General features: G+C 67.9%; 15 protein-coding genes. 7 read left to right on the top strand and 8 right to left on the bottom strand.

From position 1 onward, the window contains the following. Positions 1–32 precede the first annotated feature (32 nt). Positions 33–917 carry an LOG family protein gene (locus ABD727_RS02420; protein ID WP_344705795.1) on the bottom strand — a complete coding sequence of 295 codons (885 nt, stop codon included), beginning with the start codon at positions 915–917 and terminating at the stop codon, positions 33–35. Positions 918–1,078: 161 nt separating this feature from the next. Here ABD727_RS02420 and ABD727_RS02415 point away from each other — a divergent pair, with 161 nt between their 5' ends. After that, on the top strand, positions 1,079–2,704 hold the full coding sequence (locus ABD727_RS02415) for a peptide chain release factor 3 (RefSeq protein WP_344705794.1): 1,626 nt from the start codon (positions 1,079–1,081) through the stop codon (positions 2,702–2,704). A gap of 55 nt (positions 2,705–2,759) precedes the next feature. Here the strand turns inward: ABD727_RS02415 and creD are convergent, their stop codons facing one another. Next, a complete protein-coding gene (creD, locus tag ABD727_RS02410; RefSeq protein ID WP_344705793.1) occupies positions 2,760–4,154 on the bottom strand; it encodes a cell envelope integrity protein CreD in 1,395 nt (464 codons plus the stop codon). Positions 4,155–4,388: 234 nt separating this feature from the next. Here creD and ABD727_RS02405 point away from each other — a divergent pair, with 234 nt between their 5' ends. Next, positions 4,389–4,703, top strand: a complete 315-nt coding sequence (locus ABD727_RS02405) for a helix-turn-helix domain-containing protein (protein ID WP_344705792.1) — start codon at positions 4,389–4,391, stop codon at positions 4,701–4,703. Further along, complete coding sequence (locus ABD727_RS02400; RefSeq protein ID WP_344705791.1) at positions 4,684–5,184, top strand: SRPBCC domain-containing protein; 501 nt, start codon at positions 4,684–4,686, stop codon at positions 5,182–5,184. The genes ABD727_RS02405 and ABD727_RS02400 overlap by 20 nt, the downstream gene beginning before the upstream one ends. A 130-nt stretch (positions 5,185–5,314) precedes the next feature. Here the strand turns inward: ABD727_RS02400 and sdhA are convergent, their stop codons facing one another. The 3 genes from sdhA to sdhC are packed head-to-tail and all read right to left on the bottom strand — an operon-like array spanning position 5,315 to position 7,955. Then, positions 5,315–7,117: a succinate dehydrogenase flavoprotein subunit gene (gene sdhA, locus ABD727_RS02395; RefSeq protein ID WP_344705790.1), complete on the bottom strand. Its 1,803-nt coding sequence runs from the start codon at positions 7,115–7,117 to the stop codon at positions 5,315–5,317. After that, positions 7,117–7,548 carry a succinate dehydrogenase, hydrophobic membrane anchor protein gene (gene sdhD / locus ABD727_RS02390; protein ID WP_344705789.1) on the bottom strand — a complete coding sequence of 144 codons (432 nt, stop codon included), beginning with the start codon at positions 7,546–7,548 and terminating at the stop codon, positions 7,117–7,119. Before sdhD ends, sdhA begins: the two co-directional genes overlap by 1 nt. After that, entirely contained in the window at positions 7,545–7,955 is a 411-nt protein-coding gene (sdhC, locus tag ABD727_RS02385; protein ID WP_344705788.1) for a succinate dehydrogenase, cytochrome b556 subunit, read from the bottom strand. Before sdhC ends, sdhD begins: the two co-directional genes overlap by 4 nt. Before the next feature lie 179 nt (positions 7,956–8,134). Between sdhC and ABD727_RS02380 the strand changes: the two genes are divergently transcribed. Genes ABD727_RS02380 through ABD727_RS02365 form a run of 4 tightly spaced genes read left to right on the top strand, consistent with a single transcriptional unit; the run spans position 8,135 to position 11,997 of the window. Beyond that, positions 8,135–9,460: a methyl-accepting chemotaxis protein gene (locus ABD727_RS02380; protein WP_344705787.1), complete on the top strand. Its 1,326-nt coding sequence runs from the start codon at positions 8,135–8,137 to the stop codon at positions 9,458–9,460. Positions 9,461–9,510: 50 nt separating this feature from the next. Continuing rightward, positions 9,511–10,209, top strand: coding sequence for an SDR family NAD(P)-dependent oxidoreductase (locus ABD727_RS02375; protein WP_344705786.1), 699 nt, complete (start codon positions 9,511–9,513; stop codon positions 10,207–10,209). Beyond that, on the top strand, positions 10,199–11,110 hold the full coding sequence (gene bla / locus ABD727_RS02370; protein ID WP_344705785.1) for a subclass B3 metallo-beta-lactamase: 912 nt from the start codon (positions 10,199–10,201) through the stop codon (positions 11,108–11,110). Before ABD727_RS02375 ends, bla begins: the two co-directional genes overlap by 11 nt. Further along, on the top strand, positions 11,107–11,997 hold the full coding sequence (locus tag ABD727_RS02365; protein ID WP_344705784.1) for a 50S ribosomal protein L11 methyltransferase: 891 nt from the start codon (positions 11,107–11,109) through the stop codon (positions 11,995–11,997). The genes bla and ABD727_RS02365 overlap by 4 nt, the downstream gene beginning before the upstream one ends. Here the strand turns inward: ABD727_RS02365 and ABD727_RS02360 are convergent. From ABD727_RS02360 to ABD727_RS02350, 3 genes are all read right to left on the bottom strand, one after another. Further along, positions 11,972–12,298 (bottom strand): UrcA family protein, encoded by a 327-nt coding sequence (locus tag ABD727_RS02360; RefSeq protein WP_344705783.1) that lies wholly within the window; start codon positions 12,296–12,298, stop codon positions 11,972–11,974. The two genes, ABD727_RS02365 and ABD727_RS02360, sit on opposite strands and share 26 nt — an antisense overlap. A gap of 72 nt (positions 12,299–12,370) precedes the next feature. Beyond that, the gene (gene ligA, locus ABD727_RS02355; RefSeq protein ID WP_344705782.1) at positions 12,371–14,389 is read right to left on the bottom strand and encodes an NAD-dependent DNA ligase LigA; all 2,019 of its coding nucleotides are present in this window, start codon (positions 14,387–14,389) and stop codon (positions 12,371–12,373) included. After that, the gene (locus ABD727_RS02350; protein ID WP_344705781.1) at positions 14,386–14,901 is read right to left on the bottom strand and encodes a DUF1697 domain-containing protein; all 516 of its coding nucleotides are present in this window, start codon (positions 14,899–14,901) and stop codon (positions 14,386–14,388) included. Before ABD727_RS02350 ends, ligA begins: the two co-directional genes overlap by 4 nt. Between the last annotated feature and the right edge of the window lies 1 nt (position 14,902).

The following is a 14,902-nucleotide window of genomic DNA, read 5'->3' as shown; positions in this document are numbered from 1 at the left end:
CGGTCCAGTGTTAAGGATGGGACGCGTGGCGGTCAGCCCGCCGCGCGCACCTGAGGCTGGTCCTTGGCGTAATGGTCGCAGACCTTGGCCCAGCCCTCTTCTGCGGTCTCGCACCAGGTCAGCAGATCGAGGTCGCGCTCGGAGATGACGCCCTCCTCGACCAGTGCCTCGAAGTTCACCACGCGCTCCCAGAACTCGCGGCCGTAGAGGAGGATCGGAAGCGGCCGGACCTTGCCGGTCTGGATGAGCGTCAGCAGCTCGAACATCTCGTCGAAGGTGCCGAAGCCGCCCGGGAACACCGCCACGGCGCGGGCGCGAAGCAGGAAGTGCATCTTGCGCAGCGCGAAGTAGTGGAACTGGAAGGAGAGCGAGGGAGTGACGTAGGGATTGGGCAGCTGCTCATGCGGGAGCACGATGTTGAGCCCGATCGACTCTTCGCCGACGTCCTGAGCACCGCGGTTCGCAGCCTCCATGAACGAGGGTCCGCCGCCCGAGCAGACGACGAAGTGGCGCTTGCCCTCCTCGTCGCGGTCGGTCTTGCTGACCATCTGCGCGAGCTCGCGCGCGACGTCGTAATAATGCGACTTGGCGACCAGCCGCTCGGCGATCAGCTTTTCCTTGTCGCTCTTCGCATTGGCGAGCAGCGCCTTGGCCTTCTCTGGCTCGGGAACGCGGGCCGAGCCGTAGAAGACGAAGGTCGAGCCGATCTTCTGCTCGTCGAGGAACAGCTCGGGCTTGAGCAGCTCGAGCTGGAAGCGCACGGGGCGGAGGTCCGGACGGAGGAGGAAGTCCTTGTCCTGGAAGGCCAGCTTGTAGGCCGGATCCTCGGTCTGCGGCGAGGACGGAATGTGCTTGGCGGCTTCGGCGTCGACCTTGGCGTCGGGGAAGATGCTCTTCGGGGGGATCGGATCAGTCATAAGCGGTCGCGCCTAGCCGATCCGAGTTCGTTTCCCAACCATTTCGCGAGGGTCCGGGAAGCGGCATCATCGCCGCCCCCTTCGCGTTCGGCCCCACATCGACTAAGCGGCGTCGCATCGACATTGAACCGGCGCGACCGCGGCCGGGCAGGAGCCACTCGTTGTTTTCCGAAAGCCCCACTCCCGGCGAGCAGGATCGCCAGGGCGACCTCTCGTTCAGCGCGCTCGAGCGTCGCACCTTCGCCATCATCTCGCACCCCGACGCCGGCAAGACCACGCTGACCGAGGGACTGCTTCACGCCGCCGGCGCGGTCCACGAGGCGGGCGAGGTCAAGGCGCGCGGCGACCGCAGGCGGGCGCGCTCGGACTGGATGAAGATCGAGCAGCAGCGCGGGATCTCGGTGACGAGCTCGGTGATGACGTTCCAGCGCGGGGCGATCCTGTTCAACCTGCTCGACACGCCGGGGCACCAGGACTTCTCCGAGGACACCTATCGCACGCTGACCGCGGTCGATTGCGCGATCATGGTGATCGACGCGGCCAAGGGGATCGAGCCGCAGACCCGCAAGCTGTTCGAGGTCTGCCGGATCCGGAACGTGCCGATCGTCACCTTCGTCAACAAGGTCGACCGCGAGGGAAAGAGCCCGTTCGAGCTGCTCGACGAGATCGCCGAGGTGCTCCAGCTCGACGTCTCACCGCAGAACTGGCCGACGGGGATCGGCGGGCTGTTCCACGGCCTCTATGACCTGCGGCGCGCGCAGTTCCTGATCGCCGACCGCCGCGACGGCGTCGTCCCCGGCAAGTGGATCGACGCGGGGAGCATCGACGATCCGGCTATCGGGAAGGCCATCCCGGGCGATGCGGCCGCGAGCCTTGCCGAGGAAGGTGGGCTGGCGCTCGCTTCCTATCCCGAGTTCGACCGCGAGGCCTTCCGGGCGGGCGACCTCACCCCCGTCGTCTTCGGAAGCGCGCTGCGCGGATTCGGGATCGAGCAACTGCTCGACATCCTCGCCACAGACGGGCCGCCGCCGCAACCGCAGCCCGCTCGCCCGGCACCGGTCAGCCCCGACGAGCCGCGGCTGACGGGCTTCGTCTTCAAGGTCCAGGCCAATATGGACCCCAATCACCGCGACCGGGTCGCCTTCGTCCGGGTCTGCTCGGGCAAGCTGACGCGCGGCATGAAGGTCCAGAATAGCCGCGGCGGAAAGGCGCTGGCGCTGCACAATCCGATCACCTTCTTCGCCCGCGATCGCGAGCTCGCGCATGGCGCGGTGGCGGGCGACATCGTCGGCATCCCCAATCACGGCACACTAAGGGTCGGCGACACGCTGACCGAAAAGGGCGATGTCACCTTCACCGGCCTTCCCGACTTCGCGCCCGAAATCCTGCGCCGGGTGCGGCTGGGCGATCCGCTCAAGGTAAAGCAGATGCGCCGCGGCCTCGCCGACCTTGCCGAGGAAGGCGTCATCCGGCTGTTCAAGCCGGTGATCGGCTCGGCCTGGATCGTCGGGGTCATCGGCGAGCTGCAGCTCGACGTGCTGCAGACGAGGCTCGAGCAGGAATATGGCGCCAAGCTCGAGTTCGAGCCCTCGCCGTACGAGGTCGCGCGCTGGGTCCGGTCGGACGACCCGGCCGAGCTCAAGCGGCTGACCGAGACGCTCCGCTCGAATATGGCCGAGGACCAGGACGGAGTGCCGGTGCTGCTGATGCGCAACGCCTGGGAGCATGGCCGCTTCCAGCAGGACTGGCCGGCGATCACCTTCAGCGCGGTGCGCGAGCGGAGTTGAGGCGAAGCAAGAATGGGGCCGGGTCGCGTCACCCGGCCCCATTCCGGTCAGGACGTCAGGCCGGCATCCCTTCGACGGTGCCGGTGCCCCGCCCGGCCCAGTCGAGGTTCCGGGTGACATACATCACCCCGGCAAGCGCGACGAACAGCAGCAACGAGCCGATCAGCAGGCTGAAGGCCTCGAGGCTGAGCAGCACGTAGAGCACGGCGTAGAGGCCGATCAGCAAGGCGCCGATCACATAGCCGCGCCGCCAGCTTTTCAGCACCGCCGCCGAGTATGCAGTGTTGAGCCCGGCGATCGCGGCGGAGGCGAGGATGTAGGCGGCGGTGAAGCCGATGACCTCGGCGAACGCCAGCAGCAGGACGAAGAACAGCACCAGCGCCGCGCCCATCAGCAGATATTCGACCGTCGATACGGCCACCCCGCCGATGATGTCGAACATCAGGAGCGCAAGGAAGGTGAAGGCGATGAACAGGAAGCCGTACTTCGCAGCGCGATCGACCTGCGCGTAGAGATCGACCGGCTGGATCAGGCTGATCCGCGCCTGTTCCCGCCGGGCCGGATCAGAGTCCGACGTCGCGATCGGCGGCGGCGGTCCCTCGAGGCGACGTGCGCCGGGTTCGTTGGTGGAGACGAGGGCGCGGCCGAGCGCGAGATTGCCGACCCGGTAAGTCGCCGAGAAGCCGTCCTTGCTCACCGAGCGCTCGGCGGGAAGGAAGTCGCCGGTGAAGGACGGATGCGGCCAGCTCGAACGCACCGTCCAACGCGTGTCGCCCGCGTCGGGGCTGAGGTCGAGCAGGGCATTGCCGCGAAATTCGAAGGCGAAGTCGACCAGCATGGGCTGGGCGGCGAGCGGCGCGGCGTCGACGAAGGCGAAGAAGCCGCGGCCGCCGCTGCTGCCGCCGCCGGGCTGAAGGCGAAGCGGGCGGCCGCCGACCGAGATGCGCGGGTTGGCGCCGAGGCCACGCGGATCGCTGAGTCCGAAGCGGAGCTCGGCGCGGGCGAGGACGAGTGTGCCCGGCTGGACTCCGAAGCGCTGCAGGTCGGGCGGGAGGACGAAGCGCGCCTTGCCCTTGTTCGAGGCATCGTAGACCACCGCCTCGTAGATCGACCGCTTGCGCCGGTCGGGCCTGAGGGAGGTGTCGAGCATGACGACCTCGGGCGACAGCTCGAGCCGCCGCTCGATGTCGCGGGTGCGGGTGACGCTGCGACCGTTCTCGATCACCGTCTCGGAGGTTGTGGCGCGATAGGGAATGATCAGCAGGGGGCCGTCGAGCGACTGCGGACCGCCCCACCCCTCGGTGATCGACGAGCGTGCCTGCTCGGATTGCGACTGGCGGTCGTAGACCAGCATCCAGGTGATGAAGAGGGGAACACTGAGGGCGAGGCCGACCAGGATGGCAAGCATGAACTTGCGCCCCGGCGAGCGCTCCTGCGCACGTGAGAACATGGGGGTACTCCTCTGACGTGAGCAGCTCGTCTACAAAACAGCACGGTTCGTCGTCAACGGTTCATCGACGTTTTTGCACATTTCGTCGTGCTTTTCGCTGTTGCTCGCCTCCGCGTAAGCGACCAAGACTGTCACTGACACAAGCCAGGCGCTTGTAATTCGCACGACAGAAGCGCAACACTGAACTTGATGGTTCAGTTTGATTCTCTTGCCCTCGATCATTCCTTCGCGGCCTTGGCCGACTCGACCCGACGCGGGGTGATCGTGCAGCTCGGCACGGAAGAGGCGTCGGTCACAGTGCTGGCGGAGCGCTTCAACATGACGGTCACCGGCATGAAGAAGCACATCGCGGTGCTCGAGCGGGTCGGACTGGTCGCGACCGAAAAGGTCGGACGGGTCCGGATCTGCCGCCTCGGTCCGCACAGCCTCGCCGCGGAAGCGCGGTTCATCGAACAGGTACGGGCATCGTTCGAGGCGCGCTTCGACGCCCTCGACCGCGTGCTCGATGCGTTGAAGCAGGAGGAAGAGCATGGACGCCCAAGCGACTAAGCACTCGATGTTCAAGGACACGATCGTCGAGCGGAAGGGGGACCGCGAGCTGGTCGCCACCCGCCTGTTCGATGCGTCCCCGGCGCTCGTATATCGAGCATGGGCCGAGGCAGACCTGTTCCGCCAGTGGTGGGTGCCAGAAGGTTTCGGCATCCGGCTCGTCGGTTGCGAGATGGATGTTCGGACCGGCGGCAAGTACCGGCTCGAGTTCGACGGCGGCACCGGCGAAAATGCCGCCTTCCACGGCAAGTATCTCGACGTCGTCCCAGGAGAGCGGATCGTCTGGACCAACGACGAAAATGGTGAGGAAGCGGGCGCGGTGACGACGGTCACCTTCGCCGACGAGGGCGGCAAGACGCGGCTGACCTACCATGAGCTCTACCCGACCCCGGCGGAGCTCGAAGAAGCACTGCAGGGCTCGGCGCAGGGCCTGCCGGCGCAACTCGATCAGCTCGGCGTCCTGCTGCAGACCCTGGGCTAGCCGTCGGCGCGTCGCTCGGGTGCGCGGTGGGAGGCTTGAAGCCTTACAATCGCGCACTTCGCGGCATTTGACGCTGGCTGCTGCCGCGCGCACTCACCGACAAGAAATGTCGGCGCGCGCGCCGCGAGGATCAGTACACTCGCGCCTTGGGCTTGATGTACTCGACCTCGTCGGTGAGCGTGTAGTCGTGGACCGGGCGGTAATCGATGCCGACCCGGCCACCCTTGCCACCCCAGCCCTCGAACCAGGCGATGGTGTGCTTCATCCAGTTGGCGTCGTCGCGGTTGGGGTAGTCCTCGTGCATGTGCGCGCCGCGGCTTTCCTTGCGGTTGGCGGCGCAATGCATGGTGACGACCGCCTGCCCGAGCATGTTGTCGAGCTCCATCGTCTCGATCAGGTCGGTGTTCCAGATGAGGCTGCGATCGGTCACCTTGATGTCGCCGAGACCGCTGTAGACGCGGTCGATCTTCTCGACGCCTTCGGCCAGTGTGCGCTCGGTGCGGAAGACCGCGCAGTCGGCCTGCATCGTCCGCTGCATCTCATTGCGGAGCCTGGCAGTCGGAGTCGCGCCATCGGCATGGCGGAAGTGATCGAGCCGGCCGAGCGCAAGCTCGGCGCTGTCGGCGGGAAGCAGCTTCTGCGCCTGGCCGGGCTTGAGGATCTCGCCGAGGCGGAGGCCGGCGGCGCGACCGAAGACGACGAGGTCGATCAGGCTGTTCGAGCCCAGGCGATTGGCGCCGTGGACGCTGACGCACGCCGCCTCGCCGACCGCGAAGAGGCCGGGGACGACGCTGTCGGGCTCGCCGTCCTTCAGCGTGACGACCTCGCCGTGATAGTTGGTCGGGATGCCGCCCATGTTGTAGTGGACGGTCGGCGTGACCGGGATCGGTTCGCGGGTCATGTCGACCCCGGCGAAGATCTTGGCGGTCTCGGTGATGCCCGGAAGGCGCTCGGCGAGGATCTTCGGGTCGATATGGTCGAGGTGAAGGAAGATATGGTCCTTCTCCTTGCCGACGCCGCGACCTTCGCGGATCTCCATCGCCATCGAGCGCGACACGACGTCGCGGCTGGCGAGGTCCTTGGCGCTAGGCGCATAGCGCTCCATGAAGCGCTCGCCTTCGGAATTTGTGAGATAGCCGCCCTCGCCGCGTGCACCCTCGGTGATGAGGACGCCGGCGCCGTAGATGCCGGTCGGGTGGAACTGCACGAACTCCATATCCTGGAGCGGGAGGCCGGCGCGGAGCACCATCGCATTGCCGTCGCCGGTGCAGGTGTGGGCCGAGGTCGCCGAGAAGTAGCAGCGGCCGTAGCCGCCGGTCGCCAGCACCACGGCCTGGCTGCGGAAGCGGTGGATCGACCCGTCTTCCATGCACAGGGCGATCAGCCCGCGGCACTCGCCGTCGACCATGATCAGGTCGAGTGCGAAATATTCCACGAAGAAGTCGGAATTATACTTGAGGCTCTGCTGGTAGAGCGAGTGGAGCATCGCGTGACCGGTGCGGTCGGCGGCGGCGCAGGTGCGCTGCGCGGCGGGCCCCTCGCCCATGTTCTGCGTCATGCCGCCGAAGGCGCGCTGGTAGATGCGGCCGTCCTCGGTCCGGCTGAACGGAAGGCCGGCATGCTCGAGCTCGTAGACCGCGGCGGGCGCCTCGCGGCAGAGATATTCGATCGCGTCCTGGTCGCCGAGCCAGTCGGAGCCCTTGACGGTGTCGTACATGTGCCAGGTCCAGTGGTCCGGACCCATGTTGCCGAGGCTTGCGGCGATCCCGCCCTGCGCCGCGACGGTATGGCTGCGGGTCGGGAAGACCTTGGTCACGCAGGCGGTCTTCAGCCCCTTCTCGGCCGCGCCCATGGTGGCGCGGAGACCCGCGCCGCCGGCGCCGACCACCACCACGTCGTAGACATGATCGATAATCTGATAGGCCTGGCTCATCAGGAAGCGGCTCCGAAAGCGATGCGAAGAAGAGCGAACAGGGCGAGCGCCCCGGCTCCGACATGGAGGAAGAGGCTGGCGATGTGCCAGGTCATGCGCCCGGCCTCGTCACCCTGATAATCGTCCGAAATGACCTTCATGCCCTCGAAGCTGTGTTCGAAGCTGAGGTAGACGAACAGCGCCATCGGAACGAAGGCGAAGGGCTCGGACAGCCACGACTTGATCGTGCCCTGGCTGAAGTCGGGCAGCAGCAAGAGCGAGACGAGGAACCAGGTGCCGAGCAGAAGCAGCGCCGCCGAGGACACGCGCTCCTTGATCCAGTGCTCGCCGCCGTGGCCGGCCGAGCCGAGCCCGCGGACCCGACCGAGCGGGGTCTTGCCGTCCGGCACCGCATTGCGCTCGTGCGCGCCCATCTGCTTCGGACCGGTCATGCCGCCCTCCCCAGGATGACGGCCCAGAAGGCCGCGGTGAGCAGGAGCGAGCCGATGATGGTGGCGATCGCCATGCTCTTGTTGGTCTTGAGCTCGAAGCCTGCGCCAATGTCCATGATCAGGTGCCGGATGCCCGAGAGCGTGTGCTGGAAGAACGCCCAGGTCAGGCCGACGAGGCCGATCAGGATCAGCGGCACCGGACCGACCTTCCAGCCGACGAAGTCGGTGAAGGTCTGGTAGCCCTCCGCGCTTCCGGACAGGGCGAGCAGCCACCAGGTCAGCAGGATCAGCCCGCCCACCGTCAGCGCCACGCCGGTGGCGCGGTGGAGGATCGAGACCAGCATGTGCGGTCCCCATTTCCAGATGGTGAGATGGGGCGAGAGGGGTCTTGCAGTGTTGCGCGCCATGAGACGGACGATTGCTCCGGCAGAAGTGCTTGGAAGATGTGGGTTGCCCTAAGCCGCACGCGCCCATGAGGCAAGGCAGTCCAAAGTCCGCCGAGCCGCAGGCGCCTAACCGCCTTTTAACCAATCAGCCCTAGTCCGGTGTGCAAGCGACCTTTTGTGACCAGGAGCAGTACGAGCTTATGCCAGCCAGCGATGCCAGCCACCAGCGCCGCCTGCGCGCGTTCGATCCTGCCGGCGACCTCCCGGCGCGGGCCGCCGCCCTGTGGAGCGCGATCGCCGAGCATGAGCGCTCGGTGGCACGCGCCTTCTGGCTCCGTTACCGCGAGCATAGCGACGGCAAGCAGCAGTTCGACGACCGCAAGCTCGAGCAGCTGGCCGAGCGAATCCTCCCCTATCTGCGCGAGAAGTTCCTGCGCCTTCCCGAGGCCGGCTGGGTCAGGATTGCACAGGGCTATGTCGAGGATGCGATGAAGGCGCATGTGTCGCTGACGACCCTGCTCGCGGGGCTGTCGGGCGAGGCGGACGCGCTGATCGCGGCGATGCGCGAGACCTTCTCCGACTCGGTCGAGCGCGCCGCCGCCGCGCACACCATCCACGAGCTCAACATGATGGAAGTCGACGTCTTCGTCGCGCACGCCATCTCGTTCCAGCAGACCGTCCACGATCGCGAGCAGCAGGCCAAGGCCGAGGAGTTCAACCGCCGGATCGTCGCTTCGGTGGCCCGCGCCAGCAGCGACAGCGACATGCTTCGAAGCCAGGCGAGCGCGACCGCCAACGCGACCCGCGGAATGCTCGGCAAGACCAGCGAAGTCGCTGCCGCGGCCGAGCAGTCGGCGGTGGCGATGCGCGAGGCGGCGCATACCGCGGCCGGCCTCATCCGCGCGATCGAGGATGCCCGTTCGGAAGTGGAGACGGCGGCGACCGTCTCGACCCGCGCTGGCGACCAGGCGGCGCAGGCGGTCAAGGTCAGCCAGGCGCTTTCCTCCCATGTCGAGGCGATTGAATCGATCCTCGGCCTGATCCGCGACATTGCCGGCCAGACCAACCTGCTGGCGCTCAATGCCACGATCGAGGCGGCGCGCGCGGGCGATGCCGGCCGCGGCTTCGCGGTGGTGGCGCAGGAAGTGAAGAGCCTCGCCAGCCAGACCGCGCGGGCGACGGACGACATCACCGCCAAGATCACCGCGATCCAGCAGGCGACCCGCCAGACGGTCGAGGCCAACGGCTCGATCCAGGGCACGGTCGAGGAAGTCCAGGTCTCCGCCGACCGGATCCGCCAGGCGATGGAGCTGCAGGCGCAGACCGTCACGATGATCACCGCCGCGGTCGACGAGACGGCGCTCGCCGCCGACTCGATGAGCTCGACCATCGCCGCGATCCGCTCCGACACCGAGAATGTCGCCCGCGACATCGACGGGGTCGAGCAGGGCTTCGGTCGCTTCTCCGAGCAGATCGGCGAGTTCAAGAGCGCGACCGCCGAGTTCATCGCCCGCTTCGCCGCCTGACCCCACGCTTCGTCATTGCGGGCGCGCGCCCGCGGTGACAGAGCGGGTCCATGAACATCCTCATCACCGGCGCAAGCCGGGGCATCGGCAAGGCGGCGGCGGACGCGCTTCGGACAGCGGGGCACCGGGTGCTCGGCACCTCGACGAGGGGCGGCGACGACCTGGTAGCGGCCGATTTCGCCAACCCCGCCGAGGCGGAGCGCTGCTGGGTCCATGCACTCGAGCGGCTCGGCCGGATCGACGTGCTGGTCAACAACGCCGGCGTGTTCGAGGGGGTCGACGTCACCGCCGGGATGGACGAGTGGCACGCCGCTTGGGGCCGGACCATGCAGGTCAACCTCCAGTCGGCAGCCGACCTCTCGCGCCTCGCGATCCTCCATTTCCGCGAGAATGGAGGCGGGCGGATCGTCAACGTCGCGAGCCGCGCCGCCTATCGCGGGGACTCGCCTCAGCACTGGCATTATGCCGCCTCGAAGGGCGCGATGGTCGCCATGACCAAGTCGGTGGCGCGCGGCTATGCGGCGGAGAACATCCTCGCCTACGCCGTCACGCCGGGCTTCACCGTGACCGAGATGACCGAGGACTATCTCGCCAGCCGCGGCGGCGAGAAGATACTGGCCGACATTCCGCTCGGCCGGGTGGCGAGCGCCGCCGAGGTCGGGGAGACCATCCGCTGGCTCGCCACCGATGCGCCGCCCAGCGCGACCGGCAGCGTAATCGACGTCAATGGAGCTTCCTATGTTCGCTAGCGCCCTCGCCGTGGCGCTCGCCGCGCAGCAGATCGTCGTCCCGCTCGGCCGCCCGGCGGTGGTGGAGCGCCTTCCCGCTCCGATCACGACGGCCGGCCCGGCCTTCGCCCGAATCTGCGGCGACAGCGACGACTGGGACAAGCCCGCGCCCCCGGTCCGAATCCACGGCAACAGTTATTATGTCGGCACCTGCGGGATCAGCGCCATCCTGATCACCGACAAGGACGGCCATGTGCTCATCGACAGCGGGACCGAAGCCGGCGCCGACCTGGTCGCCGCCAATGTCCGGCGGCTCGGCTTCAAGCTGTCGGACGTGCGCTACCTGCTGCAAAGCCACGAGCATCACGACCATGTCGGCGGGCTGGCGCGGCTGCAGCAACTGACCGGCGCACAGGTCGTGGCTTCGATCCCCGCCGCCGCCGTTCTCCGCACCGGTCGCGGCGACGAGGCCGATCCGCAAAAGGGCCTGCTCAAGGACTTTCCCGGGGTGCCGGTCGCGCGCACCGTCGGCAACGGCGACAAGGTCCGGAGCGGCGGCATCCAGCTGACCGCGATCGCGACTCCCGGCCACACTGCCGGCGCAATGAGCTGGCAGTGGGTCAGCTGCGATGGCGGGGTCTGCCGCACGATGGTCTTCGCCGATAGCCTGAGCCCGGTCAGCCGCGACGACTTTCGCTTCTCCGACCACCCTGCCCTGGTCGCCTCGTTCCGCGAGAGCATCGCGAAGGTCGCGGCCCTCGAGTGCGACATCGTCCTGACGCCGCACCCGTCGGCGAGCGCCATGGGGGCCCGCTTTGCCAAGGGCCAGCCGCTGCTCGATCCGTCGGGCTGCAAGGGATATGCGGCATCCAAGACGAAGCAGCTCGACGAGCGGCTTGCGAAGGAGGCCGCGGGCAAATGAGCTGGCGGGTGACGTTGTCCTGCACGCGGGCACAGGGCGAGGCCGTCGGCGAGATGGACGAGCCCTTCGCGGACTTCGACCAGCCGCCGGTGATCGTTGCCGACGAGCCCGACGAGCATCGTCCGGACGACTGGCTGATCCACGCCTATTTCGAGGAACGCCCGAGCGATGCTGTGATCGCCCGCCTGCGCACGCTCGCCAGCGGCGAGCCCGAACTGGCCGAGCTCGAGGACGAGGATTGGGTGACCCGCAGCCAGGCCGGGCTCGAGCCGATCCGCGCCGGCCGCTTCTTCGTCCGCACGCCCGCGCATCCCGCGCAGGACGGCGCGATCAACTTCCTGATCGACGCCGGCCTCGCCTTTGGGACCGGGCACCATCACACGACCAAGGGTTGCCTCGAGGCGCTCGACCGTCTCGAGCGCGAGGGCAAGCGCTTCGCCAATATCGCCGACATCGGCACCGGCACGGGCCTGCTCGCCTTCGCCGCCATGGCGCTGTGGCCGCAGGCGAGGACGATCGCCACCGACATCGATCCGATCAGCATCGACGTTACCGCCGACAATGCCCGGGCCAACCGGATATCGCTTGGGGAATCGGAGGGAGCGCTGGTGCTGGCGGTCGCCGACGGGATGGCACATCCGGCACTGGCGGAGCGCGCGCCGTTCGACCTCCTGATTGCCAATATCCTCGCGGGACCGCTGATCGAGCTTGCCGGGGACTTCGTCGCGGCGACGGCGGCGGGGGGAAGGATCGTCCTTGCGGGCCTGCTCGACACGCAGGCCGAGGCTGTGGCGAGCGCCTATCGTGCGCTCGGCTGCGAAGTCGAGGATAAGGGCACCGGCGAGTGGCCGGTGCTGGTCCTCAGCGCGAGGCCAGCCGCGGGCTGAGCTGGTCGAGGCGCGGCGCGACGCTCGCCCACGTCTCGGCCCGGCACTTCATCGCGTCGGTCGGCTCGACCGCGGAGAAGCGGCTCGCGTCGCACAGGTCGGCGATGGCGAAGGCGACGCGGGTGCGAAGCTGCTCGCGACCCTGCGCCGAGGCGAGGCTGAGATCGTCATAGCGGACGGCGCGCTGGCTGTCCGACATCATGCGGCTTCCCTGCACGACCAGCACCGACTCGGGCTCCGCAGCGGTAGCCGGCAGACTGGCGGCAAAAGCGGAAGCAGCGAGGATGAGAAGGGCGCGCATGGATGATCTCCTGTCTGTCATCGACAGGAAATATGAATGTCACCGATTTGTCAAAGTTCCGTCACCGCGGAGTCATGCTTCGGCGACGATCCGTGCCCATTCCTCCTCGGTCGCGACCCGGATTCCGAGCTCCTCGGCCTTCTTGAGCTTCGAGCCGGCACCGGGTCCGGCGACAACGAGGTCGGTCTTGGCGCTGACCGAGCCGGCGGCTCGCGCACCGAGACGCTCGGCCTGCGCCTTGGCCTCGTCGCGGCTCATCGTCTCGAGGCTGCCGGTGAAGACGATGGTCTTCCCGCTCCATTCGGTCTCGCGCGCCTGGCTCACGAACGGAGCCGGCCTCGCCAGTTCGAGCAGCGCCGCGACCTCCTCGCGGTTGTGCGGCTCGTGGAAGAAGTCGTGGACGGCTTCAGCCACGACCGGACCCACACCCTCGACCGCGGACAGCTCGGCGATTCCGGTCTCGCCCTGTGCAGCAGATTCGAGCGCCTCGATGGTGACGAAGCATTTAAGCAAATCGCGCGCGGTGACGATGCCGACATGGCGGATACCGAGGCCGAACAGGAGGCGGGCGCCATCGAAGCCCTTACGGCCCTCGATCGCGGCGAGGAGGTTGTCGACGCTCTTCTCCTTCCAGCCCTCGCGGCCGAGGATCTGCTCGCGGCGGAGCCGGAAGATGTCGGAGGGCTTCTCGACCAGCCCCGCCTCGACGAACTCGACGATCGTCTTCTCGCCCAGGCCCTCGATGTCCATCGCGCCACGGCTGACGAAATGCTTCAGCCGCTCGAGCCGCTGTGCCGGGCAAATCAGCCCGCCGGTGCAGCGAATGTCGACCTCGCCTTCCTCGGCGACCGCTTCGGAGCCGCAAGCCGGACAGTGGTCGGGGTAGACGAAGGGCGCGCGTGGTTCGTCGGGGGTGAGGTTCTCGACCACCTGCGGAATGACGTCGCCGGCACGCTGGATCCGCACCCGGTCCCCTTCGCGAAGGGCCAAGCGACCGATCTCGTCCCGGTTGTGGAGGGTGACGTTGCTGACGATCACCCCGCCGACCCCGACCGGGGTGAGGCGGCCGATCGGGGTCAGCTTGCCGGTCCGCCCGACCTGAATCTCGATCCGCTCGAGCGTGGTCTCGGCCTTCTCGGCCGGGAACTTGTGCGCGATCGCCCAGCGCGGGGCGCGTCCAACGAAGCCCAGACGCTCCTGCCAGTCGAGCCGGTCGAGCTTGTAGACGACGCCGTCGATATCGAACGGCAGGTCGGCCCGCTCATGCTCGATGGCGGCATAATGGGCGAGCGCGGCGTCAGCGTCAGGACAGCGCACCACCCGCTGGTCGATCGGGAAGCCGAGTGCCCGGAGCCGGTCCACCGCCTCTGTCTGGGTGGTCCCGAGCGGCTCGGACAGCTCGCCCCAGCCGTGCGCGAGAAAGCGCAGCGGACGCGCGGCGGTGATCGCCGGGTCCTTCTGGCGGAGCGAGCCCGCGGCGGCGTTGCGCGGATTGGCGAAGACCTTTCCGCCGCTCTCCGCCTGACGCTGGTTGAGCGCGGCGAAGTCGGCCTTGGACATGTAGACCTCGCCGCGGACCTCGAGGATCTCGGGCGCGCCGCTGAGCTGCTGCGGGATGTCGCCGATCGTGCGGACATTGGGGGTCACGTCCTCGCCCACTGCCCCATCGCCCCGGGTCGCGGCGAGGACCAGCTGACCCTTCTCGTAGCGCAGCGAGCAGGACAGGCCGTCGATCTTGGGCTCGGCGGTGAGCGCCACCGGCTCCGCTTCGGCCAGGCTGAGGAAACGGCGGACGCGGCGGACGAACTCGTGGACGTCCTCGCCCGAGAAAGCGTTCTCGAGGCTGAGCATCGGCCGGGCATGGGTGACCTTGGCGAGCACGGTCGAGGGCGCGGCGCCGACCTGGCGGCTCGGTGAATCGGCACGGATCAGCTGCGGATACTCAGCCTCGAGCGCCGCATTCTCGCGCAACAGCGCGTCGTAATCGGCGTCGCTGATCTCGGGCGCGTCCCGATCGTGGTACAGGCGGTTGTGGCGCGCGATCTCCTTCGCGAGCGTGCGCAGCCGGCGGCCAGCCTCGACCTCGTTCACGCCATCGTCTCCAGAAGGGCGGCGATCTTCTCGACGCTGTTGCGGTTGCGGGCGGTCCGGCCGTTGGGATCGGGCAGCTTGAGCTTGCTGGTGCCGATGCCCTCGCCATAGGCGATCGAATATTCCCGGGTTCCAAGCGCGATGCGCTCGTCCCCGCGATCACGGACCTTCTCGAGGAGGTCGGCGGGCGGGGGGTCTGCCAGGAAGAAGACCATGTTGCGGCTGCCCTTCTCGTCGGGGAAGGGGTTGGTGTCGGCGATCATTCTCATCTCCGCGGCCGAACGCACGAACACGGGCACGCGCTTCCCGAAGAAGCGCTCGAGCCGCTGCTCGAGGATTTCGCGAACCTCCTGCTCCGCGGCCTCGCTGACGAACAGCAGATTGCCGCTCGCGATATGGGTGCGGACCTGGGTGAAGCCGCACGCTTCGCCCATCGCCCTGAGCTCGGCCATCGGCAGCATGCCGGTCCCGGACACGTTCACCGCCCGCAGGAGCGCGACATAGGCCGGCATC

The organism is Sphingomonas swuensis (assembly GCF_039538045.1).
GTDB lineage: Bacteria > Pseudomonadota > Alphaproteobacteria > Sphingomonadales > Sphingomonadaceae > Sphingomicrobium > Sphingomicrobium swuense.
This window is presented reverse-complemented; position numbering and strand designations above follow the sequence as displayed.